The organism is Pseudoduganella sp. (assembly GCF_041914865.1).
Lineage (GTDB): Bacteria > Pseudomonadota > Gammaproteobacteria > Burkholderiales > Burkholderiaceae_D > Rugamonas.
The window spans coordinates 13615-34724 of sequence record NZ_JAYSCO010000059.1 but is presented as its reverse complement, the minus strand read 5'-3'; the positions used below and the strand labels follow the sequence as shown (position 1 = coordinate 34724).

Below are 21110 nucleotides of genomic sequence, written 5' to 3'. Positions count from 1 at the left end.
CGCCCCCCGGGCCGCCCGGGGTGGGGCGCGGGGGGGCGGCGCCCGTGGCCGCCCCCCGCCGGGCGCGCCGCGGGGGGGGCGCCCCCGCCCCACGACGCCATCGCCGCCCTGATGCAGCACGACACCACCGGCTCGCTGGCCTACCACCTGGCCCAGGTGCCGGACATCGAGCGCATTACTACCCGCGTCGCCCTGCTGTCGGCCCGCCCGCGCGACCTGTCGGCGCTGCGCGACGGCCTGCAGCAGCTGCCGCAGCTGCAGCACGCCATGCTGCGCGCCCTGGGCCACGACAATGCCGACGGCCTGCTGGCGCGCCTGCACCACGCCCTGGCGTCGCCGCAGGCATGCGTCGACCTGCTGGTGCGCGCCATCATGCCGGAACCGGCCACCATGGTGCGCGACGGCGGCGTGATCGCGCGCGGCTACGATGCCGAACTGGATGAGCTGCGCGGCCTGTCGGAAAACGCCGGCCAGTACCTGGTCGACCTGGAGGCGCGCGAGCGCGAGCGCACCGGCATCGCCAACCTGCGCGTCGAATACAACAAGGTGCACGGCTTCTACATCGAAGTCACCAACGGCCAGGCCGACAAGGTGCCGGACGACTACCGCCGCCGCCAGACCCTGAAGAACTGCGAGCGCTACATCACGCCGGAGCTCAAAGCCTTTGAAGACAAGGCGCTGTCGGCGCAGGACCGCGCGCTGGCGCGCGAAAAGATGCTGTACGACGAGCTGCTGGCGGCGCTGGCGCCGTTCATCGGCACGCTGCAATCGATCGCCCAGGCGCTGGCCCAGGTCGACACCCTGTGCGCGCTGACCGAACACGCGCTGCGCAACAACTGGTGCGCGCCGCAGCTGGTGGCCGAGCCCTGCATCAATATCGTCGAAGGCCGCCACCCGGTGGTGGAAAACCAGATCGAGCGCTTCATCGCCAACGACTGCAAGCTGCTGGCCGATCGCCGCCTGCTGCTGATCACCGGCCCCAACATGGGCGGTAAATCGACCTTCATGCGCCAGGTCGCCCTGATCACCCTGCTGGCCTATATCGGCAGCTATGTGCCGGCCACCAGCGCCACCATCGGCCCGATCGACCGCGTCTTCACCCGCATCGGCGCCACCGACGACCTGGCCGGCGGCCGCTCCACCTTCATGGTGGAGATGACGGAAGCGGCCACCATCCTGAACGGCGCCAGCGAGCATTCGCTGGTGCTGATGGACGAGATCGGGCGCGGCACCTCGACCTTCGACGGCCTGGCGCTGGCCTGGGCCATCGCGCGCCACCTGATCGAAGCGAGCCGCAGCTTCACCCTGTTCGCCACCCACTACTTCGAGCTGACCCAGCTGCCGGAGGCGCATCCGACCGCCGCCAACGTGCACCTGTCGGCGGTCGAGCACAAGGATTCCATCGTCTTCCTGCACGCGGTGCAGGACGGCCCGGCCTCGCAAAGCTACGGCTTGCAGGTGGCGCAGCTGGCCGGCGTGCCGCAGCCGGTGATCAAGGCCGCGCGCAAGCACCTGGCGCGCCTGGAAGCGCAGGCGCTGGACGCCACGCCGCAACTGGACCTGTTCGCCGCGCCGCTGGCGGACGCCAATGACGACGAGGCCGCAGCGCCGGCGCCGGCCGCCGCCGACCCGCGCGCGGAAGAAGTGCTGGCCGCGCTGGACGACCTCGATCCGGACGCCATGACCCCGCGCGAGGCGCTGGAACGCCTGTACCAGCTGAAGCGCCTGGCCCAGGCATGATGCCCTTGGCCGCCCCGCGCCTGCATCCGCCGCGCCGCATGGTGCGCGTGCTGCCGCGCGCGGCGGCGCTGCTGCTGGCCGCCGCCGTGCTGGCCGCCGTTGCGGCCGCCCCGGCGCAGGCGCGCCACGACAAGGCGGCCCGCAAGGGCGAATTCAGCGTCGCCCTGCTCGGCCACAGCTTCCGGCCGGGCGCCGGCAACGGCGACGGCGCCGATGCGCCGGAAGCGGGCGACGCCACCTTGCGCCGCCTGCTGGCCGAAGCCGGCCAGGCCGAACCGGCCTTCATCGTCGCCACCGGCATCAAGGCCGGCAAGGAGCCGTGCAGCGACCGCCTGTATGAGGAACGGCGCGAGCTGATGGACAGCGCCGCGCGCCCGCTGGTGCTGCTGCCGGCCGGCAGCGACTGGACCGACTGCCGCAATTCGAACGGCAAGTCGAACGCCATCGAACGCCTGAACCGCATCCGCGAACTGTTCTTCGCCGCGCCGGAAGCGCTGGGCAAGGGCAAGCTGGCCCTGAACCGCCAGTCGGCCATCGCCAAGTTCCGCGACTATGCGGAGAACGCCTACTGGGAACACGAGAACATCCTGTTCGTCACCCTCAACGTCCCGGCCCGCAACAACCACTACCTGAGCGAGGCTGGCCGCAACAGCGAATACGAAGACCGCATGGTGGCCAACCGCGCCTGGCTGCAACGCGCCTTCCAGCTGGCCAAGCGCAAGAAGCTGCCCGGCATGGTGCTGCTGATGGAAGGCGATATCGGCGCCCACGTCGAGCAAGGCTTCTTCGCCCGCCTGGCGCAAAACAAGGACGGCTTTACCGAAACACGCCGCCTGGTGCGCTCGCTGGCGGAAAAATACCCGGGCCAGCTGCTGCTGGTCGACGCGCGCAAGCAGGACAAGGCCGCCGCCGCGATCGAGTGGAACAAGAATATCGGCCACCTGGCCTTGGGGGCCGAATGGACGGCGCTGCGCGTGATCCCCGGCAGCGCCACGCTGTTTACGGTGGGCGCCGACTGATCAGCCGCGCCGCGGCAGGTGGAACACGCTCATGGCCTGCGCCAGCTGGCCTGCCTGCTGGTGCAGGCTGTCGGCCGCTGCCGCCGCCTCCTCCACCAGCGCGGCATTCTGCTGCGTGCCCTGGTCCATTTCGCCGATCGCCTGGTTGACCTGGGCAATGCCGATGCTCTGCTCGCGGCTGGCCAGCTCGATCTCGTTCATGATGCGCGACACATTGTGCACCGAGGCGATGATCTCCTCCATGGTCTGGCCGGCCTCGCCCACCAGCGCGCCGCCGCGCTCCACCTGGCGCACCGAATCGTCGATCAGGGCCTTGATGTCCTTGGCCGCCGCCGCCGAGCGCTGCGCCAGGTTGCGCACTTCCGACGCCACCACGGCAAAGCCGCGTCCCTGTTCGCCGGCGCGCGCCGCCTCCACCGCCGCATTCAGCGCCAGGATATTGGTCTGGAAAGCGATGCTGTCGATCATGCCGATAATATCGACGATCTTGTGCGCCGAGCCGCTGATGTCGCCCATGGTGGCGCCCACGCTGGCCACGGCGCTGCCGCCGCGCTGCGCCACCTCGGCCGCGCCTTGCACCAGCTGGTTGGCCTGCTGCGCGCTGTCGGCGTTTTTCTGCACGGTCGCGGAAAACTCCTCCATGCTGGAGGCGGTCTCCTCCAGGCTGGACGCTTGCGCCTCGGTGCGCGCCGACAGGTTCTGGTTGCCCACCGCGATCTCGCGCGTTACGCTGTTCATCGCATCGACATTGGCGCGCACATCGCCGATCATGGCCAGCAGGTTGACGTTCATCTGCTGCAGCGCGCGCAGCAGGTGGCCGGTATCGTCGCCGCGCCGCGCGCTGATGGTGCCGGTCAGGTCGCCGCCGGCCAGGGCGCGCGCCGCGCGCGTCGCCTCCTGCAGCGGCGCCACGATGGTCTGGTGCAGCATCCAGGTCGCGCCGATGCTGCAGGCCACACCGGCGCCGGCCGCCAGCAGCAGCCACGGCGCGGCGGCGGCCGGCGCCAGGCTGGCGGCCGCCGTACCCAGGCCGACAAACAGCGCGCTGCCGACGCCGCCCGTCGCCAGCAGGCGCGCGTGCAGCGACATATTGCCCAGCGCCTGCCAGCGTCCGCGCCAGCCGGTCGGCACCGCCTGCCCTTCGCGGATGACGATGCCTTGCGCGGTGCCGGCATTGATGGCGCGGTACAGGCTGTCCGCCGCCGCCACCTGGGCCCGCGTCGGCTTGCTGCGCACCGACATATAGCCGGTCACGCGCCCTTTTTCGAACACCGGCGTGACGTTGGCGATCACCCAGTAGAAATCGCCGTTCTTGCGGCGGTTCTTGACCATGCCGGTCCAGGGCAGGCCCGCCTTCAGGCAGTCCCACAGGTCGGCAAAGGCCTGCGCCGGCATGTCGGGGTGGCGCACCAGGTTGTGCGGGGCGCCCATCAGTTCGTCATGCGTGAAACCGCTGACCTCGATGAAATAAGGGTTGACGTAGGTGATCTTGCCCTTGACGTCAGTCGTGGATACGATGGGGCGGCCATCCTCCATCTCGAATTCGACAGCCGTTACCGGAAGGTTTTTTCTCATTGTCTTATGGAAATAAAATTTTCACAGACGAAATATATTCCTTACTTACGGTCAAGCCAATAGCAACACTGAAAATACTATCACCGTGGAAAGTAAAAAACCCCGCTTAGGGCGGGGTTTTTCCGGCGATGTCGCTTTTAGTGGATAGGATGGCTGCGGAAGTGGTCGCCATCTTCGCCTTCATCGTCCTCGTCGTGGTGGTGATGGCCGTGCGGGCCATGCACGTGCTCGTGGGCGATCTCTTCCTCGGTGGCGGCGCGCACTTCCACCACTTTCAGTTCGAAGCGCAGCGCCATGCCGGCCAGCGGATGGTTGCCGTCCAGGACCACCTTGTCTTCCGCGATCTCGGTCACGGTGAAGATCATGGCTTCCTCTTCGTCGCCGCCTTCCGGCAGGCCTTCGAACTGCATGCCGATTTCCAGCGGCTCCGGCAGGCGGGCGCGCTCTTCCACTTTCAGCAGGTTCGGGTCGTAATCGCCAAAGGCGTCTTCCGGTTCAATCTGGATCGTGGTGGCGTAGCCGGTTTCCTTGCCATCGAGTTCTTCTTCAATCTTCGGCAGGGTGTTTTCATAGCCACCGTGCAGGTAAACCATCGGCTGGCGACCGTCTTCGATCAGATTGTTTTGCGCGTCAGACAGTTTGTACTCCACCGTCACAACGGTATTCTTGGCGATCTTCATTGAGCTTCCTTTCGTTTCTAAGCTGGTGCGATTATACCGCTTGCTATAATCCTCCCCATGAAAAAACTCACTCTCCTGGGCGACATCACGCCCGCGCAATTCCTGCGCGACTACTGGCATAAAAAACCGCTGCTGATCCGCCAGGCCGTGCCTGGATTCAAGCCGCTGCTGCCGTTTGAGAAACTGGCCGAACTGGCCACCAAGGATTATGTGGAAAGCCGCCTGGTCACCAAAAAGGACGGCAGTTGGGACCTGCAGCACGGCCCGCTCAAGGAACTGCCGCCGCGCAGCGAACGCGAGTGGACCATGCTGGTGCAAGGGGTCAACCTGCAGGACGACAGGGCCGACGAACTGCTGCGCCAGTTCCGCTTCCTGCCCGATGCCCGCCTGGACGACCTGATGGTCAGCTTCGCCACCGATGGCGGCGGCGTCGGCCCGCACTTCGATTCCTATGACGTGTTCCTGCTGCAGGCGCAAGGCCAGCGCCGCTGGAAGATCAGCGCGCAGAAAGACCTGACCCTGATCGAAGGGCTGCCGCTCAAGATCCTGAAGAAATTCAAGGCCAGCGAGGAATTCGTGCTGGAACCGGGCGATATGCTCTACCTGCCGCCGCACTACGCCCACGACGGCGAAGCCATCGGCGACTGCCAGACCTACTCGATCGGCTTCCGCTCGCCGTCTTACCAGGAGCTGGGCGAAGCCTTCCTGCAATTCATGGCCGACTCGATCGACCTGCCGGGCCGCTATGCCGACCCCGAGCTGGAGCCGACCAGCAAGCCGGCGGAAATCCCGAAAGCCATGCTGGCCAAGCTGGCCGACGAATTGAACAAGGTCAGCTTCACGGAAGACGACTTCGCCATTTTCCTGGGCGAATACCTGTCCGAGCCCAAGCACAATGTCTTCTTCCAGCCGGTGGAAAAGCCGCTCACCGCCGGCAAGTTCCAGCAGGCGGCCGAGAAGAAAGGCGTTTCCCTGTCGCGCAAGACGCAGATGCTGTATCGCGGCAAGAACGTCTTCATCAATGGCGAATCGTTTGCCATGAACAAGGCCGATAAAGCAGCGCTGGAAACCCTGGCCAATACCCGCGGCCTGGATGGCGCGGCGGTCGCGGCCGCCTCCGAAGACGTGCTCGAGGCGCTCTTCGCCTGGTACACCGACGGCTGGCTGGAACTGAACAAATAAGCGGAGGAAGCATGGAGAAGCAGCCTTTTGACAGCCGAAGCCAGTTCCAGGCCCTGCTGCTGGACTGTCTCTCCCGCGCCCGCCTGACGCTGCAATGCTTCGACCCGGACTACGCCTGGTGGCAGCTCGGGCATTCCAAGACCGATGCCCTGCTGCGCCACTTCCTGCAGCACAAGGGCCGCCTGCAACTGGTGGCCCACAGCAATGCCCACCTCGAGCGCAATGAGCCGCGCTTCCTCACCCTGCTGGAAGACTACGGCCACCAGATCGAATGCCGCCTGACCTCGCGCAGCATCCGCACCCTGACCGACTCGTTCTGCGTGGCCGACGGCCGCCACATCGTACGCCGCTTCCATGCCGACCATTTCCGGGGGGAAGCAAATTTTGATGACCCATTGTCAACCCAAACCAGTCTGGAACGTTATGAAGCTATCTGGGCTGAAACCTTGCCGGGCCTGAAAGCAGGCACCACTGGATTGTAGGCCAGGACACTGTAAAATGCGGCTGTTCGAGGTATGACGGTAATGGCTGAAGTTGCAGGCAGAACGGCGCTGTAAAAAAACATTGCGATTCCGCAAAATAGTTGTGTAAACAGACCGTTTGGCTATTGCGACGCAGCAGAAAACGCTATAATATCCGGTGTGTTTCCGTGTCTGGTCGACCTTTTTCTGAAGGTTGGAAAGGCCGACGAAACGCCGTACGAGCGATAATTACCGGTAATTATTCATCGCAACATTGTTTAATTTTTGTTGAGTTAATTAAGGAAAACAAATGAAAAAATCCCTGCTGATCGCCTCCCTGCTGGCTGTTGCTCTGGCTGCTTGCTCCAAGAAAGAAGAAGCTCCAGCTCCAGTAGCTACCCCAGAAGCAGCTGCTCCAGCTCCTGCTGCTGCTCCAGCCGCTGACGCTGCTGCTCCAGCTGCTGCTCCAGCCGCTGACGCTGCTGCTGCTGCCGCTTCCGCTGCTACCGACGCTGCTGCTGCTGCTTCCGCAGCTGCATCCGCTGCTTCGGCTGCTGCTTCCGCTGCTTCCGCTGCTAAGTAATTCCTTCGCAGGGAAAAAGAAACCGGCCTTCGGGCCGGTTTTTTTTCGCCCGCAGAATTGCCCCCGCATTGTCCACTTTGGGGTCAGGAAGGAATGTGGACATTCTTTGCCCCGAAAAAATGTCCACTTTTCTTCCTGACCCCAAAGTGGACATTTCGCCGGGGGCAAAATAAAAAAGCCGGCTATTGCCGGCTTTTTTTCAACTAAGGATTCCCCTTATTTGAGCTGTTCGTGCAGCAGGGTCAGGATCTTCTCGCCGACCGGGGTGTCTTCCGGCGTATTCTTGCTGGTCCACACCGAAACCTGGGTGCTGTTGACCGAGTCGGAACGTACCGAGATATTGTAGCGCTGCGCTTCCTTGTCCTTCTCCGACGAGCCGAAGCTGAACAGCTTGCTGAACCAGCCACGGGTGTCCGCCGCATCGTTCACGAAGCGTACGTAGTAAATACCCTGCACGCGGTCGCGGTCTTCCACGGTGAAGCCGGCGCGGTCCAGTGCCAGGCCCACGCGGCGCCAGGTGCGGTCGAAGCCTTCGTCGGTCTTGATGAAGCGGCCCGAGCCTTCGCCCACGATGGTGGCGTGCTGCGCCTGTACGGCGGCGTTGTCGACCGAGGTGCGTGCCGCCGCCTCGTCGGCGGTGCCGCCCAGCTTGACCATCAGCTTGGCCAGGAAGATCGCTTCCAGGTTCGGGTCGCTATTGCGGTGGGTCCACATGGTCGTTTCATTCTGCGCGCCGCTGGCCACTTCCTGGGTGCCGCGGTGGCTGATGTAAATCTCGGTGCCGCCGGCGGCGTTGCGCTCGAGGCGGGTGCGGTACTTGTCGCGTTCGCCGCTCGAATACAGGCCATCAAACACCTTGCCCAGCGTGCTGCGGATGAAGTCCTGCGGGATCTTGGCGCGGTTTTCGTTCCACTCGGTTTCCATCACGCCGGCGGTATTGTTTTCCACCGCCAGGGTGAAGCCCGATTCCTCCCAGAACGACTTCAGCTGCGGCCACAGGGCTTCCGGCGTCTGCTGCACCACCAGCCAGCGCTGGTTGCCGGAGCGCTCCACCTTCACCGCGCTGTTGCCGGTGCTGGCCACTTCATTGCTGCTGGCCGCGACGGCGCCAGCGCCAGCGCCGGCACGGGTAGCCTGGTAGCCGGAGGCGGTAGCCACGCCGCGGTCATTGCTTGGCAGCGCGTAGCGGTTGTCTTTCGACAGCTGGGTCAGGTCCGGCGGCACGTCGAGCGTGCTGGCCTTCTTGGCCGAGCGGTAATCGACTTTGTTGTCGCCAACTACGGACTGCACCATGCCGCAGCCGGTCAGGCTCAGCATCAGGGCGCCAAGGACGAGCCCGCGCTGCGGGGACTGGGAAACGATCTTGCGAATAGTCATGTGAAAAAGAAAATTAGTTCAGCACGCCGCCATCGCGCAGGGCTGCGCGGACGGTCTCGTGATACTGCGCCGCCAGCGGGACCAGCGGCAGGCGGATGCCAGCTGGCATCTTGCCCATTTCCGCCAGCGCCCACTTGACCGGCACCGGGTTCGGTTCAATGAACAGGTTCTGGTGCAGCGGGAACAGTTTGTTGTTGATCGCGGTCGCCTTGGCGCCGTCACCGGCCATCGCAGCTTCGCACAGTTCATGCATCTGGCGCGGCGCCACATTGGCGGTCACCGAGATATTGCCCTTGCCGCCGGCCATCATCAGGGCGATCGCGGTCGGATCGTCGCCCGAATACACGGCGAAGTCGGCTGGCGCACGGCGCAGCAGGTCGTAGCCGCGCGCGATATTGCCGGTGGCGTCTTTCACGCCAATGATGTTTTTGATCTGGGCCAGGCGCAGGATGGTGTCGTTGCTCATGTCGGCCACGGTGCGGCCCGGCACGTTGTACAGGATGACCGGCAGGTCCACCGCTTCGGCGATGGCCTTGAAGTGCTGGTACATGCCTTCCTGGGTAGGACGGTTGTAGTAAGGCACCACTTGCAGCGAGGCGTCGGCGCCGGCGTTCTTGGCGAAGCGGGTCAGTTCGATGGCTTCCGCAGTGGAATTGCCGCCGGAGCCGGCGATCACCGGGATGCGGCCGGCCACGCGGTCGACGGCAGCCTTGATCAGTTCGCAGTGCTCGGCCACGCTGACGGTGGCGGATTCGCCGGTGGTGCCGACGATGACGATGGCATCCGTGCCTTCGGCGATGTGCCAGTCGATCAGTGCGTTCAGGCCTGGATAGTCCAGGGAGCCGTCCGCATGCATCGGGGTTACGATTGCTACAATGCTACCCTTAATCATAGGAAACCAATTGCAAAAAGATTTAAAACGACGATTGTAGAGCATCCCCTGCACCCGTGGTGCATTTTGGACGCTCAAAATGACGGCAACAGCGCCGCCTCCCTTGGAAACTCGGTTTTCACGGCGCAAATGCGCTGCACCATGGCCGGCTTCGGCGTATTAACGACGCCATCCTCGAATGCGATGACACGCAAGCCATGCATTCTAGCCAATTCCAGCAATTCGCCCGGCTGCAGCAGGAAGTCGGGGTTGGATGGCTTGCCGAAGGCGGCGTTGCCGTCGGCGAAGGTCTCGTAGATCAGCATGCCGTTCGGCGCCAGGCTGCCCAGCATGCCCGCCAGCAGCGGACGGTGCAGGTAGTTGGTGACGATGATGCCGGCAAAGCGCGCCAGGCCGAATGGCCAGCAGGCGCCCTCTTCCTCCAGGTCGATCTGGCTGGTGACGATGCCGTCGCCGGCGGTGGCGGCCAAGGCTGCCGGGTCGCGGTCGACCGCCACCACGGCATGGCCCAGCGCCGCCAGGTGGCGCGCATGGCGGCCATTGCCGCAAGCCAGGTCCAAGACCTCACCGCCCGGCACCAGCGGGGCGAACCGTTCCACCCATGGCGAGGGTGGGTGCAAAACTTCAGCCTTTACTTCAGCCATAACTCAATCCCATTGCTTCGCGCACGTCGCGCATTGTTTCCTGTGCCAGCTTGCGCGCGGCTTCATTGCCGTCCGCCACGATGGCGCGCACCAAGGACGGATCGTCCAGGTAAGGCTGGGCGCGCTCGTGCATCGGCTCCTGTTCCTTGATGATGGCGTCGATCACCGGCTGCTTGCATTCGATGCAGCCGATGCCGGCCGACTTGCAGCCCTTCTGCACCCATTCCTGGGTCGGCTGGTCGGAGTACACCACATGGAATTGCCACACCGGGCAGCGCTCCGGCTCGCCGGCATCGCTGCGGCGCACGCGCGCCGGGTCGGTCGGCATGGTGCGGATCTTCTTGGTCAGCACATCCTTGTCCTCGCGCAGGGCGATCGCGTTGCCGTAACTCTTAGACATCTTGCGGCCGTCGAGGCCCGGCAGGCGCGAGGCCGCGGTCAGCCTGGCCTGCGGCTCCACCAGGATCAGCTTGCGCGCCCCTTCCAGGTAGCCGAACAGGCGCTCGCGGTCGATCATCGACAGGTTCTGGGCGTCGTCCAGCATGGCCTTGGCCTGCTCCAGCGCGGCGTCGTCGCCTTCCTGCTGGTAGGCGGTGCGCAGCTCGTGGTACAGCTTGGCGCGCTTGCTGCCCAGTTTCTTGACGGCGTCCTGTGCCTTTTCCTCAAAGCCTTTTTCCTTGCCGTACAAATGGTTAAAACGGCGCGCGATCTCGCGCATCATTTCCACGTGCGGCACCTGGTCGTCGCCCACAGGCACCTCGCTGGCGCGGTAGATCAGCACGTCGGCCGCCTGCAGCAGCGGGTAGCCGAGGAAGCCGTAAGTGGCCAGGTCCTTGTTGGCCAGGTTCTCGATCTGGTCCTTGTAAGTGGGCACGCGCTCCAGCCAGCCGAGCGGGGTGGCCATCGACAGCAGCAGGTGCAGCTCGGCGTGCTCGGGCACCCTGGACTGGATGAACAGGGTGGCCTGGGTCGGGTCCACGCCCGCCGCCAGCCAGTCCACCAGCATGTCCCAGGTGGATTTTTCAATGATGGCCGGATCGTCGTAATGCGTGGTCAGCGCGTGCCAGTCGGCCACGAAGAACAGGCAGGGCTGTTCGGACTGCATCCGGATCCAGTTCCTCAATGCGCCATGGTAGTGGCCAAGGTGCATGCTGCCCGTCGGGCGCATGCCGGAGACTACGCGGTCAGGGTACATGGCGTCAGCTCAGGAATGGACTAAACGGCAGGACGATCAGGTATTTGGTGAACCGGATCAGCGTGCCCAGGAAGGCCTGGAACGGGCCAGTATTCAGCAGCAGGATAAGGCCGATGAAAATGAATGGACCGAGCCGCTCGATGCTGGCGAATTTATAGGCCAGGTCGCGTGGCAACATGGCCGTTACGATGCGGCCGCCGTCCAGTGGCGGAAGCGGAATCAGGTTGAACGCGCACATCACCGCATTGACCGTCAAACCAGCCTGGCACATGCCAAGCAGGAAAGGTTCGGTCACGCCAAGTGCGCGCAACACCACATACAGCAGCACCCAACCCAGGCCCATCGCAAAGTTGGCAGCAGGGCCGGCAGCAGCCACGAAGCCCATCTGCTTTTTCGGATTGCGCAGGCGGTTGAAATCGACCGGCACCGGCTTGGCATAGCCGAACGGTGGCATGCCAAAGAATTGCAGCATCAATGGCAACAGGATGGTGCCAAAGGGATCGATATGTTTGATCGGATTCGGGGTCAGGCGCCCCAGTTTTTCGGCGGTGTTGTCGCCGAAATAACGGGCGGCGTAACCGTGGGCAGCTTCGTGCAGGGAGATGGCAAACAGGACGGGGATCGCAAAGACCGTGATCGTCTGGATTACCTGGTCAAAATTGTTCATAAATCGGATTCTATCAGAGGGGCCGCCCTGCCCCGCCGCCCGCCGGCACTGCGGCAGGCGCGGGGATCGGATGGCCAGCAGCGGTTGGGGTGCGCGGTGTCAGAGGCCCAGGGCGGCGCAGTCGCCGCAGCCCTTGCGGATCAGTTCAGGCTCGGCGCCGGTCAGGTCCACCACCGTGGTTGGTTCCAGGCGGCAGGCGCCGCCGTCGATCACCAGGTCGACTTGCTTGCACAGGCGCTCCAGCACCAGCTCGGGGTCGGTCAGCGGCTCGTCGTCGCCGGGCAGGATCAGGGTGGTGCCGAGCAGCGGCTGGCCCAGCTCGGCCAGCAGCAGTTCGACGATGGCATTCTGCGGCACGCGCAGGCCGATGGTCTTGCGCGACGGGTGGGACAGGCGGCGCGGCACTTCGCGCGTCGCCTCCAGGATGAAGGTGTAGGCGCCCGGCGTGACCGCCTTCAGCAGGCGGAATTGCTTGTTGTCGACCCGGGCATAGGTGCTGATCTCGCTCAGGTCGCGGCACAGCAGGGTCAGGTGGTGCCGCTCGTCGATGCCGCGGATGCGGCGCAGCTTTTCCACGGCGGCTTTATCGTCCAGGTGGCACACCAGGGCGTAGCAGGAGTCGGTCGGCAGCGCGACAATGCCGCCGCCGTGGATGATTTGCGCGGCCTGTTTGATCAGGCGCAGCTGCGGATTGTCGGGATGGACCTGGAAAAATTGTGTCATGTTTTAGCGCAACTGCTGCAGGGCAGCGATGCGTTCTTCGATTGGTGGATGGCTGGAGAATAGCGCAGCCCAGCCGCTGGGCGAAGTAATGCCGGATGCCGCCATGTCTTGCGGCAGTTCGCCCGGCTGCAAGCCGCCCAGGCGCGCCAGGGCGTGCTGCATCGGGACCGTCGAGCCCAGCAGGCGGGCCGAGCCCTCGTCGGCGCGGAATTCGCGCTGGCGCGAGAACCAGGCCACGATCATCGAGGCGACCAGGCCGAATACCAGCTCACACACGAACACCGTCGCCATGTAGCCGATGCCGGGGCCGCTGCGCTCCTCGCCCTTGTTCAGCATATTGTCGACAATGCCGCCGACAATACGCGCCAGGAACACCACGAAGGTATTCACCACGCCCTGGATCAAGGTCAGCGTCACCATGTCGCCATTGGCGATGTGCGCCACCTCGTGGCCCAGCACCGCCTCGACTTCCTCTTTGTTCATCGACTGCAGCAGGCCAGTGGAGACCGCGACCAGGGCGTCGTTCTTGAAGGCGCCGGTGGCGAAGGCATTCGGCGCGCCTTCGTAAATCGCCACTTCCGGGCGGCCGATACCGGCGCGGTCGGCCAGGGCATGCACGGTGCCGACCAGCCATTGTTCAGTGGAAGTGGACGGTTGCTCGATGACCCGCGCGCCGGTCGACCATTTGGCCATCGGCTTCGACATCAGCAGCGAAATGATAGAGCCGGTAAAGCCGATTACGGCGGAAAACACCAGCAGCCCAGCCATGCTGGTGCCCGAGCCGGGACGCCCGATGCCCAGGATGGACAGCACGATCGACACCACCAGCACGACTGCCAGGTTGGTGGCAAGGAACAGGATGATGCGTTTCATAGGTCGATTCCTCCGACATTCTGACGCGTCGTAAACTGGGGTTACCAGTAGGGGAATTCAAGGGGAAACCGGAAAACCGGCGTCCCCGGTTCTCAGAACCAGTCGTGCCAGACCGGCGTCACATTCCCCGGCAGCGGCGGCAGGAAGCGGAAATCCACCCTGGCCTCCCCCGGCGCATGGAAATCCGTCCCGCGCGAGGCTAAAAAGCCGTAGCTGTTGGCCAGGTTGGCGTATTTCGGATACTGGTCCGGTGTATGCGAGCCCGTCACCACCTCGATTGCCGTGCCGCCCAGCTGCTTGAATTCATCAAACAGCACGCCCTCCTGCATCGGCGTGAACTTATAGCGGCCCGGGTGCGCGATCACCGCAATGCCGCCCGCGCCCAGAATCCACCGCACCGCATCCTGCAGCGACGCCCAGCGGTGCTCCACATAGCCCGGCTTACCGGGCGACAGGTATTTGCGGAACACTTCCGGCACCGAGCTGCACACGCCCTGCTCCACCAGGAAGCGGGCAAAGTGGGTGCGCGACATCAGGGCCGGGTTGTCGACATAATTCAGCGCGCCCTCGTAAGCGCCCGGGATGCCGGCCAGCTCCAGCTGGCGCCCGATTTCGCGGCCGCGGTTGTCGCGCCCCGAGCGGGTATCCTCCAGCCCCTGGACCAGGGCCGGGTTGTTTTCGTCGATCTGCAGGCCGACGATATGCACCGTCTCATTGGCCCAGGTGATCGAAATCTCGACGCCCGGGACGAAGCGCATGCCCTGCAGCTGCGCTGCGGCACGGGCTGTGGCGACGCCACTCACCTCGTCGTGGTCAGTCAGGGCCCAGACATCGACGCCCGCCTTGCGGGCATACTCGGCGACCGCCGCCGGCGGCAGCACGCCGTCGGACACGTTCGAATGGCAGTGAAGGTCTACGTTCAGCATACGCGTTGCAATATTGCGAAGGTTTCATTGTACGCTGAAAGTTCAGGCCAGGAATTCCTCCAGCATTTCGGCCAGCAGTTCGGGCTGGTCGTGGTGCAGCATATGGCCCGCATCCGGCATCATTTTCGGCGTGACCTGGGCCAGGTGCCCCAGGCGGCGGTTGATTTCCTCGCGCGCCTCGTCCTTGGGACCCATCCACAGCCACATATTGGTGTCTTCCGCCTCCACCCACAGCACCGGCGCCGTGATCTTCTTCCAGCACGCCAGCACTTCCTCCACCCGGTACAGCGACGGACCGGGGCGCTTGTGCACCGGGTCGCCCAGGATTTCCCACTGGCCCTGCGCATTCTGCGCCGACCAGTGGCGGGCCAGGAAGGCCGCCTTTTCGTCCGACAGGCGCGGGTTGGTCTTTTGCAAACGGGCGGCGACGGCGGCCTGGCTTTCATAGGTGCGCATTTCCGGCACCACCAGCAGCTCGTCCAGCCATTTGCGCATGCGCGACGGCGCCTGCTGCGGCACGGTCGCCTTCAGGCCGAAGCCTTCCAGGTTGACCAGGCGGCGGATGCGCTCCGGGCGCACGCCGGCATACAGGCTGACCACATTGCCGCCCATGCTGTGCCCCAGCAGGTTGACCGCGCCTTCCGGCTCGTAGTGGCGCAGGATGGCGTCCAGGTCGGCCACATAGTCGGGGAACCAGTAAGTGTCCGTGCCATTGCGCTCGCTCTGGCCGAAACCGCGCCAGTCGGGTGCGATGACGTGCCAGTCGCCCTTCAGGCAATCGACCACGAACTGGAAGCTGGCGCCGACATCCATCCAGCCATGCACCATGAAGATTTTCGGCGCGCCGTCGCGGCCCCAGTGCAGCACGTGGGTGCGTTTGCCGCGCACTTGGATGAATTCGGAACGGGATGGTGTCATGTCGCTCTGCCTCGTGATGGGTGAACCATGATAATAGCACGACCGTGCTAAAACCTGCTTGGCGTACAATAGCGCCACTTCCCTTCCCTCTTACCGGGCCATCCATGACAATTTACCAGCTTGGCGACGACGCGCCAGAGATTGATGCTTCCGCATTTGTGGCGGAGAACGCCACCCTGATTGGCAAAGTGACGCTGCATGCGAACAGCTCGGTCTGGTTCGGCGCCACCATCCGCGGCGACAACGAGCGCATCACGATTGGTGAAAACAGCAATGTACAGGAAGGCACGGTGATGCACACCGACATGGGCTACCCGCTCACGGTGGGCAAGGACGTCACCATCGGCCACCAGGCCATGCTGCATGGCTGCACCATCGGCGACGGTTCGCTGGTCGGCATCCAGGCCGTGGTGCTGAACGGCGCCAGGATTGGCAAAGGCTGCCTGGTGGGCGCCGGCGCCCTGGTCACCGAGGGCAAGGAGTTTCCCGACAACTCGCTGATCGTCGGCGCCCCCGCCAAGGTGGTGCGCCAGCTGACGGCGGAAGACGTGGCGCGCCTGAAAGGCAGCGCCGACAGCTATGTCAAACGTGGCCAGCTGTTCAAGTCGCAACTGAAAAAGATTGGATAAGCAATATGACGAACACCCCGGATACCCTGCAGAAGTTTGTTTTCGAAGACGCCGCCGTGCGCGGTGAGCTGGTCGATATGTCCGCCACCTGGCGCGAAATCGTGTCCCGCCACCAGTACCCGGTCGCGGTCAAGCGCCTGCTGGGACAAATGGTGTCGGCGGCCGCCCTGCTGTCGGCCAACCTGAAATTCAACGGCTCGCTGGTGATGCAGCTGCACGGCGACGGGCCGGTGCGCCTGCTGGTGGTGGAGTGCGATTCGGAGCTGCGCATGCGCGCTACTGCCAAGATGAATTCCGAGTTCGCCATTGCGGAAGACGCGGGCCTGCAGGCGCTGGTCAACGCGCAGGGCCGCGGCCGCTTTGTGATCACGCTCGATCCGGCCGAGAAGGTGCCGGGCCAGCAGCCGTACCAGGGCATCGTGCCGCTGGATGGCGATGATGTGGCGACCGTGATCGAGCATTACATGCTGCGTTCGGAGCAGCTGGATACCAAGCTGTGGCTGGCGGCCGATGACAAGGTGTCGCGCGGCCTGTTGCTGCAAAAGCTGCCGCTGCATGGCGGCAAGGCGGAAAACACGGCGCAGGCGGCGGAAGTCGCGCTGGAGACCTGGAACCGTGTGGTCATGCTGGGCGATACGCTGAAGGAGGCGGAGATGCTGGAGCACGGCATCGATGAGCTGCAGAAGCGCCTGTTCTGGGAAGAGACCTTGCGCGTGTTCGAGCCGCTGCATCCTTCCTTCCACTGCTCCTGCACGCGCGAGAAGGTGGGCAATATGCTGAAGATGCTGGGCCAGCAGGAAGTGGAAGCGGCGCTGGAGGAACAGGGCAAGCTGGGGATCAACTGCGATTTCTGCGGCAAGCATTATGAGTACGATGCCGTGGACTGCGCGCAGCTGTTTGTGAGCGATGCGCCGGCGGAGGCGCTGATTCATGGGTCGGAAGCTAAACACTGAACCCGGTAAACCTGGGTCAGACCCAAGGGTCTGACCCTGTCATATCCGCAGCCCGCGGCTTCGGCACACCTCGGGTCTGACCCTTGGGTCAGACCCTGCCCTACCGGGTTTACAGCGCGCGCGTCAAATCCACCCAAGCCTGCGTCTGCGGCTTACCGCGCTCGCGCACACCAAAGAAGGTCACCACCAGCTCCCCGTCCTTGTCGAAGAACTCGACCGACGTCACGCCGGCACGCTGCACCACATACCCGCTCTTCAGCGCAGTCTCGCGGATGTGCAGGTTGAACTCCGGGTCCAGCACGTTGTACCACTCGCCGCTGGCCGCAGTCTTGCTGATCTTGCCACTGAAGATCTGCGTCACCGCGCCATTGCCCAGGAAAGCCATGATCGGCATCTGCTGCCTGGCCGCTTCATCCAGCACCTTGCGCAGCGCCTGCGGGCCGATCTTCTGCGCCATGCCTTCCGGCGCCAGGCGCATGGCCTGCTCGCGGTTCAGCTTGAACTCGCCGACGATGCGATTGAACTGGTGCACATCGGTCATTTCCTTCCACGCCAGCTGGAACTCTTTCACATCGACCGCGCTATCCGGCGTCTGCGCCGCTTTCGGCGCGGCCGCCTGGATGGCCAGCGCGCCGGTCTGCTGCGGATGCTTGAAGTCGGCCACGATCTTGTCGAATACCGCCACGCCCGCTTCGCTCTTCACGTACACCTTGTGCGCGGCATTGCCCTGCGCATCGAAGAACTGCAGGCTGCGGCTGGTGGCGCCGTCGCGGCCCGGCTGCACCACGGCAAAGGCGTGCTTCCAGTTCGCGAAGTGGAAGCGCAGGTCGATTTCGCCACCCAGGTAGCCGCCCGCCACCGCGCGGAAGCGCTCAGCATTTTCCTTGTCCTTTCCAGCGTCGCCGGTGGCCGCCGGCGGCTTGGCCTTGGTCGCCACGCCGGTGCGTTCCAGCACGCCGTTCTCGTTGCGGGTCAGCGCCATCACCGTGCCCAGGTCCAGCGCGCGCATCATGATGTCGTTCACCGCGTGGTCGGCGTCGGACAGGCGCGTCACCGTCTTGCCGATGCCGGTCGCCAGCAGTTCGGCTTCCGAGGCGCCGAGCGTGCGCGCGGCGTCGCGGATTTGCAGTTTTGGCTGCTCGCTGCGCAGCTTGGCCCAGCGCTCGCCCAGCGAACCGGCCGGCGCCCCGCTGGCGCCCACCGTGCCGGCGGCCAGCGCCAGCAACAGCAATGCATAGATCTTGTTTGCTTTCATAGGTATCCCCTTGTCAGTACATCAGTTTGAAGGTGACCGCGGCGTGGCGGCCCGGGCGCGCCTGGCGCTCGATCTCGGCCTGGGCGGCCGGCGTGGCGCCCGCAGCCAGCGTGCGCGCCGCTGCGTAGTCCCAGTACTTGCGGTCGCCCAGGTTGTAGATGCCGGCGTTCAGCACGGCGTTTTTGCCGATATTCCAGTAGCCGGTCAGGTCCAGCACGGTGGACGACGGCACGGCGAAATAGGCGGCCGGCTGCGCCTGCGCCGCCACCGTTTCGGCGCCGGCCTGCTTGGCGCGCGTGTACACGGCCGCCAATGCCAGGCCGCCGCGTTTTTGCACGTCATCCCAGCCCAGGCTGGCCGTGGCCTTGTACGGCTGGATCGAGTTCATGCCGGCCTTCTTGCCGGTTTGCTGGTTCTGCAGCGTGCCGCGCGAGGCGCCGGCCGATAGCGCGGCGCTAAAGCCCTGCAGCGCCGGCTCCAGCTTGCCCAGCTGCGCCACCAGCGACAGCTCGCCGCCCCAGGTGCGCGCACTGCCGATATTCTCCGGCCGGAACAGGCCGAAGGTGATGGTCGGGAAGTTGACCGGGTCGTTCGGCTGCGCCGTGTACTCGATGAAGTCCTTGTAGCGCGTGTAGAAGGTGGAAGCGCTGGCGATCAGCCAGGCGTTGGCGTGGCCGCGCAGCCCCAGCTCGAAGGCATTGCTGCTCTCCTTGCCCAGCTTGGGGTTGCCCAGCGTGGCGTAGCCGTTGCCGGCGCCGGTGTAGCTGAACGAATCGTAGGTGCCGGTGCGCTCGGCGGCGGTCGGCATGCGGTAGCCGCGCGTGTACTTGCCGTACACCTCGAACTGCGGCGTCAGCGCCACGCCCAGGCCCAGGCTCGGCGACAGGTAGCTGTCGCTGTCTTCCTTGAGCTCCCTGGCGGCGCCCGGCACGGCGATCACGTAGTTCTGCAGGTTCTTCGGTTCCAGCTTGCGGTACTCGGCGCGCAGGCCCGGCGTCAGGGTGGCGCGCAGGCCAGCCAGCGGGAACACGTATTCGCCGCGCACGAAGGCCGACAGCTTGAGCGTGTCCATGTCGGCCATGCGGTTCTTGTTGGTCACCTGGTGCGTGCCGGTGGCCAGCACGGTACGGTCCTCGCGCCACGGACGGCGCGCTTCCTGGTCTTCCAGCGTTGCGCCGAAGGCGATACTGTGCGCGCCGAACTGGCGCGTGGCATTGCCCGCCAGGCCCTTGCTCTTGTTGAAGTAGCCGGTATCGATGCTGCGCGCATAGCGCTGGTTCTGCAGCACATACGAAGCATCGGTGTGGTCTTCCACGCGCGCGTCCTGCACGTAGGCGCGGCTCTCCACCAGCCACGGCCCGACGCTGGCTTCGTGCTCGGCGCTGACGCGGTTGCGGCGCGTGCCGGAAGTCTGCGTTGCGCCTTGCGGGTAGGAGCCGCCCAGCTTGTTGTTGAACACGCGCGTATGTTCGGCGCGGAAGCCGTCGAAGGTGAAGCCCAGCTTATGCCCCGGCGCCAGCTGCCAGGCCAGCTTGGCCAGCAGCGCATCGGAATCCCATGCATCGGGGTTGGGCGCGACGCTGCCTTTGCTGTCGGCCTGCTGGCCGCTGCGGTGCACCGCCAGCGCCATGGCTTGCAGCGTACCGGATTGCGCCGCGCCGGTCAGGGCGTGCATGCGCGCCTCGTTGGCGCCGTGGTAGCCGAATTTGTACTCGGCATGCAGCGGCTTGCCGGCATTGACGAAGTCGGACGGCGCCTTGGTCACGAACGACACTTTGCCGCCCAGGCCGGCGCTGCCGCCGTCGGCGCCCGTGCTGCCGGCGCCAATGCGCACTTCGCGGAAGGTTTCGGGGTCCGAGTAGTCGCGGCCGACGCCGAAGCCGTTCAGGGTCGAGCTGTCCGGGCGCGGCGCCGCATCCGGCAGCGCAATGCCGTCCAGCTCCAGCCCGACGCGGTTGCCTTCCACGCCGCGGATATTGAAGCCGGTATTGCCTGCGCCGTCCCAGATGTTGGCGCCGCCGCTCATGGCCGCCGGCACGGTGACCAGGGTCTCGTAGCGCGCGATCTGCGACATGTCGGTGACGCCGCGCTTATCCAGCTCGCGCGCGTCGACGGTCCTGGTTTCTTCGGGTTTGGCGGTGACGAGGATTTCACCCAGGCGGGTGGTCTCTTGGGCGTGGGCGTGCGCGCCCAGGGCGGCAGCCAGCAGCAGCGCAATGCGCTGCGGCCGCAATTCGGATGCAGTCATGGTGGTCCAATCGAGAGTTCAACAAATGCTGGCTCTCGGCTGGCACGGGGAGCTCCATTCTAATGCGAATGATTCTCATTTTCAAGAGCATTGCGGGGCGGCGCCCGGCGCGGCGCAGGCTCGCGGTGGAAGGCGGGCGGCACTTGCTGCGATGGTCGATGCGCAGGGCGATGTGGTGGCCGGCCATCTGCGCCGGCGCGCCGTGCCGCATGGATTTCCGCTTCAGCTACGAATATGCGTGCGAACGCTAGCGCGTTCAGGGTTTGGCGTCGGCCGCTGCGGAGGGACGGGCCTGGTCCTTGCCGAGGATCTGCACGTAGATCTCGTTCTGCTTGATCATGCTCAGCTCAAAGCGGGCACGTTCTTCGACGGCGCCGGTGCCGTCTTTCAGGTCATTCACTTCGGACGCCAGTTTGGCGTTGCGCTGGCGCAGGCCTTCATTCTTTTCCTGCGCCGCCGCGACTTCGGTTTCCAGTTCGGCGACGCGCAGCCAGCCTCCCTTCCCCAGCCACAGCGGGTATTGGATCAGGAGCAGCAGGCAAGCCAAAGCAAGGGTAATCAGGCGCATGG

The 21110-nt window shown here is 64.9% G+C and carries 21 protein-coding genes; 7 read left to right on the top strand and 14 right to left on the bottom strand.

What is annotated here, in order from left to right; genetic code table 11:
- Positions 1 to 1740: DNA mismatch repair protein MutS (mutS, locus tag ACE3TQ_RS21750; protein WP_374584928.1), on the top strand; the 1740-nt coding region annotated here is incomplete at its 5' end.
- Complete coding sequence (locus ACE3TQ_RS21745; RefSeq protein ID WP_374584926.1) at positions 1737 to 2759, top strand: hypothetical protein; 1023 nt, start codon at positions 1737 to 1739, stop codon at positions 2757 to 2759. The genes mutS and ACE3TQ_RS21745, both read left to right, overlap by 4 nt.
- Here the strand turns inward: ACE3TQ_RS21745 and ACE3TQ_RS21740 are convergent, their stop codons facing one another.
- Together ACE3TQ_RS21740 and ACE3TQ_RS21735 are read right to left on the bottom strand one after the other, a co-directional pair.
- Positions 2760 to 4334 (bottom strand): methyl-accepting chemotaxis protein, encoded by a 1575-nt coding sequence (locus ACE3TQ_RS21740; RefSeq protein ID WP_374584924.1) that lies wholly within the window; start codon positions 4332 to 4334, stop codon positions 2760 to 2762.
- A 137-nt stretch (positions 4335 to 4471) separates the two neighbouring features.
- Complete coding sequence (locus ACE3TQ_RS21735) at positions 4472 to 5014, bottom strand: peptidylprolyl isomerase (RefSeq protein WP_374584922.1); 543 nt, start codon at positions 5012 to 5014, stop codon at positions 4472 to 4474.
- A gap of 57 nt (positions 5015 to 5071) precedes the next feature.
- On the opposite strand from ACE3TQ_RS21735, the gene ACE3TQ_RS21730 reads away from it, so the two are divergent.
- From ACE3TQ_RS21730 to ACE3TQ_RS21720, 3 genes are all read left to right on the top strand, one after another.
- On the top strand, positions 5072 to 6196 hold the full coding sequence (locus tag ACE3TQ_RS21730) for a JmjC domain-containing protein (RefSeq protein WP_374584920.1): 1125 nt from the start codon (positions 5072 to 5074) through the stop codon (positions 6194 to 6196).
- An 11-nt stretch (positions 6197 to 6207) separates the two neighbouring features.
- Positions 6208 to 6678, top strand: coding sequence for a hypothetical protein (locus tag ACE3TQ_RS21725; RefSeq protein WP_374584918.1), 471 nt, complete (start codon positions 6208 to 6210; stop codon positions 6676 to 6678).
- 289 nt (positions 6679 to 6967) lie between these two features.
- Complete coding sequence (locus ACE3TQ_RS21720; RefSeq protein WP_374584916.1) at positions 6968 to 7240, top strand: hypothetical protein; 273 nt, start codon at positions 6968 to 6970, stop codon at positions 7238 to 7240.
- Between the two features lie 216 nt (positions 7241 to 7456).
- Here the strand turns inward: ACE3TQ_RS21720 and bamC are convergent, their stop codons facing one another.
- The 9 genes from bamC to ACE3TQ_RS21675 all read right to left on the bottom strand — a co-directional run bounded on the left by bamC (position 7457) and on the right by ACE3TQ_RS21675 (position 15455).
- On the bottom strand, positions 7457 to 8557 hold the full coding sequence (gene bamC / locus ACE3TQ_RS21715; RefSeq protein WP_374584914.1) for an outer membrane protein assembly factor BamC: 1101 nt from the start codon (positions 8555 to 8557) through the stop codon (positions 7457 to 7459).
- 73 nt (positions 8558 to 8630) lie between these two features.
- Complete coding sequence (dapA, locus tag ACE3TQ_RS21710) at positions 8631 to 9509, bottom strand: 4-hydroxy-tetrahydrodipicolinate synthase (RefSeq protein ID WP_374584912.1); 879 nt, start codon at positions 9507 to 9509, stop codon at positions 8631 to 8633.
- A 74-nt stretch (positions 9510 to 9583) separates the two neighbouring features.
- A complete protein-coding gene (locus ACE3TQ_RS21705) occupies positions 9584 to 10153 on the bottom strand; it encodes a class I SAM-dependent methyltransferase (protein ID WP_374584910.1) in 570 nt (189 codons plus the stop codon).
- Positions 10146 to 11348, bottom strand: coding sequence for a tryptophan--tRNA ligase (locus tag ACE3TQ_RS21700; RefSeq protein ID WP_374584908.1), 1203 nt, complete (start codon positions 11346 to 11348; stop codon positions 10146 to 10148). The genes ACE3TQ_RS21705 and ACE3TQ_RS21700 overlap by 8 nt, the downstream gene beginning before the upstream one ends.
- A gap of 4 nt (positions 11349 to 11352) precedes the next feature.
- Positions 11353 to 12015: a site-2 protease family protein gene (locus tag ACE3TQ_RS21695; protein ID WP_374584906.1), complete on the bottom strand. Its 663-nt coding sequence runs from the start codon at positions 12013 to 12015 to the stop codon at positions 11353 to 11355.
- Between the two features lie 99 nt (positions 12016 to 12114).
- A complete protein-coding gene (locus ACE3TQ_RS21690) occupies positions 12115 to 12738 on the bottom strand; it encodes an L-threonylcarbamoyladenylate synthase (protein ID WP_374584904.1) in 624 nt (207 codons plus the stop codon).
- Positions 12739 to 12741: 3 nt separating this feature from the next.
- Entirely contained in the window at positions 12742 to 13611 is an 870-nt protein-coding gene (gene htpX, locus ACE3TQ_RS21685) for a protease HtpX (protein WP_374584902.1), read from the bottom strand.
- Positions 13612 to 13703: 92 nt separating this feature from the next.
- Complete coding sequence (locus ACE3TQ_RS21680; protein ID WP_374584900.1) at positions 13704 to 14537, bottom strand: 3',5'-nucleoside bisphosphate phosphatase; 834 nt, start codon at positions 14535 to 14537, stop codon at positions 13704 to 13706.
- A gap of 42 nt (positions 14538 to 14579) precedes the next feature.
- Positions 14580 to 15455, bottom strand: coding sequence for an alpha/beta fold hydrolase (locus tag ACE3TQ_RS21675; RefSeq protein ID WP_374584898.1), 876 nt, complete (start codon positions 15453 to 15455; stop codon positions 14580 to 14582).
- Between the two features lie 104 nt (positions 15456 to 15559).
- Between ACE3TQ_RS21675 and ACE3TQ_RS21670 the strand changes: the two genes are divergently transcribed.
- Positions 15560 to 16084, top strand: coding sequence for a gamma carbonic anhydrase family protein (locus ACE3TQ_RS21670; RefSeq protein ID WP_374584896.1), 525 nt, complete (start codon positions 15560 to 15562; stop codon positions 16082 to 16084).
- Positions 16085 to 16089: 5 nt separating this feature from the next.
- Positions 16090 to 17037 (top strand): Hsp33 family molecular chaperone HslO, encoded by a 948-nt coding sequence (hslO, locus tag ACE3TQ_RS21665; RefSeq protein WP_374584894.1) that lies wholly within the window; start codon positions 16090 to 16092, stop codon positions 17035 to 17037.
- A 109-nt stretch (positions 17038 to 17146) separates the two neighbouring features.
- Here the strand turns inward: hslO and ACE3TQ_RS21660 are convergent, their stop codons facing one another.
- The 3 genes from ACE3TQ_RS21660 to ftsB form a co-directional block, all read right to left on the bottom strand.
- Complete coding sequence (locus tag ACE3TQ_RS21660; protein WP_374584892.1) at positions 17147 to 18292, bottom strand: hemin-degrading factor; 1146 nt, start codon at positions 18290 to 18292, stop codon at positions 17147 to 17149.
- A 13-nt stretch (positions 18293 to 18305) separates the two neighbouring features.
- Positions 18306 to 20540, bottom strand: coding sequence for a TonB-dependent receptor domain-containing protein (locus tag ACE3TQ_RS21655; protein WP_374584889.1), 2235 nt, complete (start codon positions 20538 to 20540; stop codon positions 18306 to 18308).
- 256 nt (positions 20541 to 20796) lie between these two features.
- Positions 20797 to 21108: a cell division protein FtsB gene (gene ftsB, locus ACE3TQ_RS21650; RefSeq protein WP_374584887.1), complete on the bottom strand. Its 312-nt coding sequence runs from the start codon at positions 21106 to 21108 to the stop codon at positions 20797 to 20799.
- Positions 21109 to 21110: the final 2 nt, after the last annotated feature.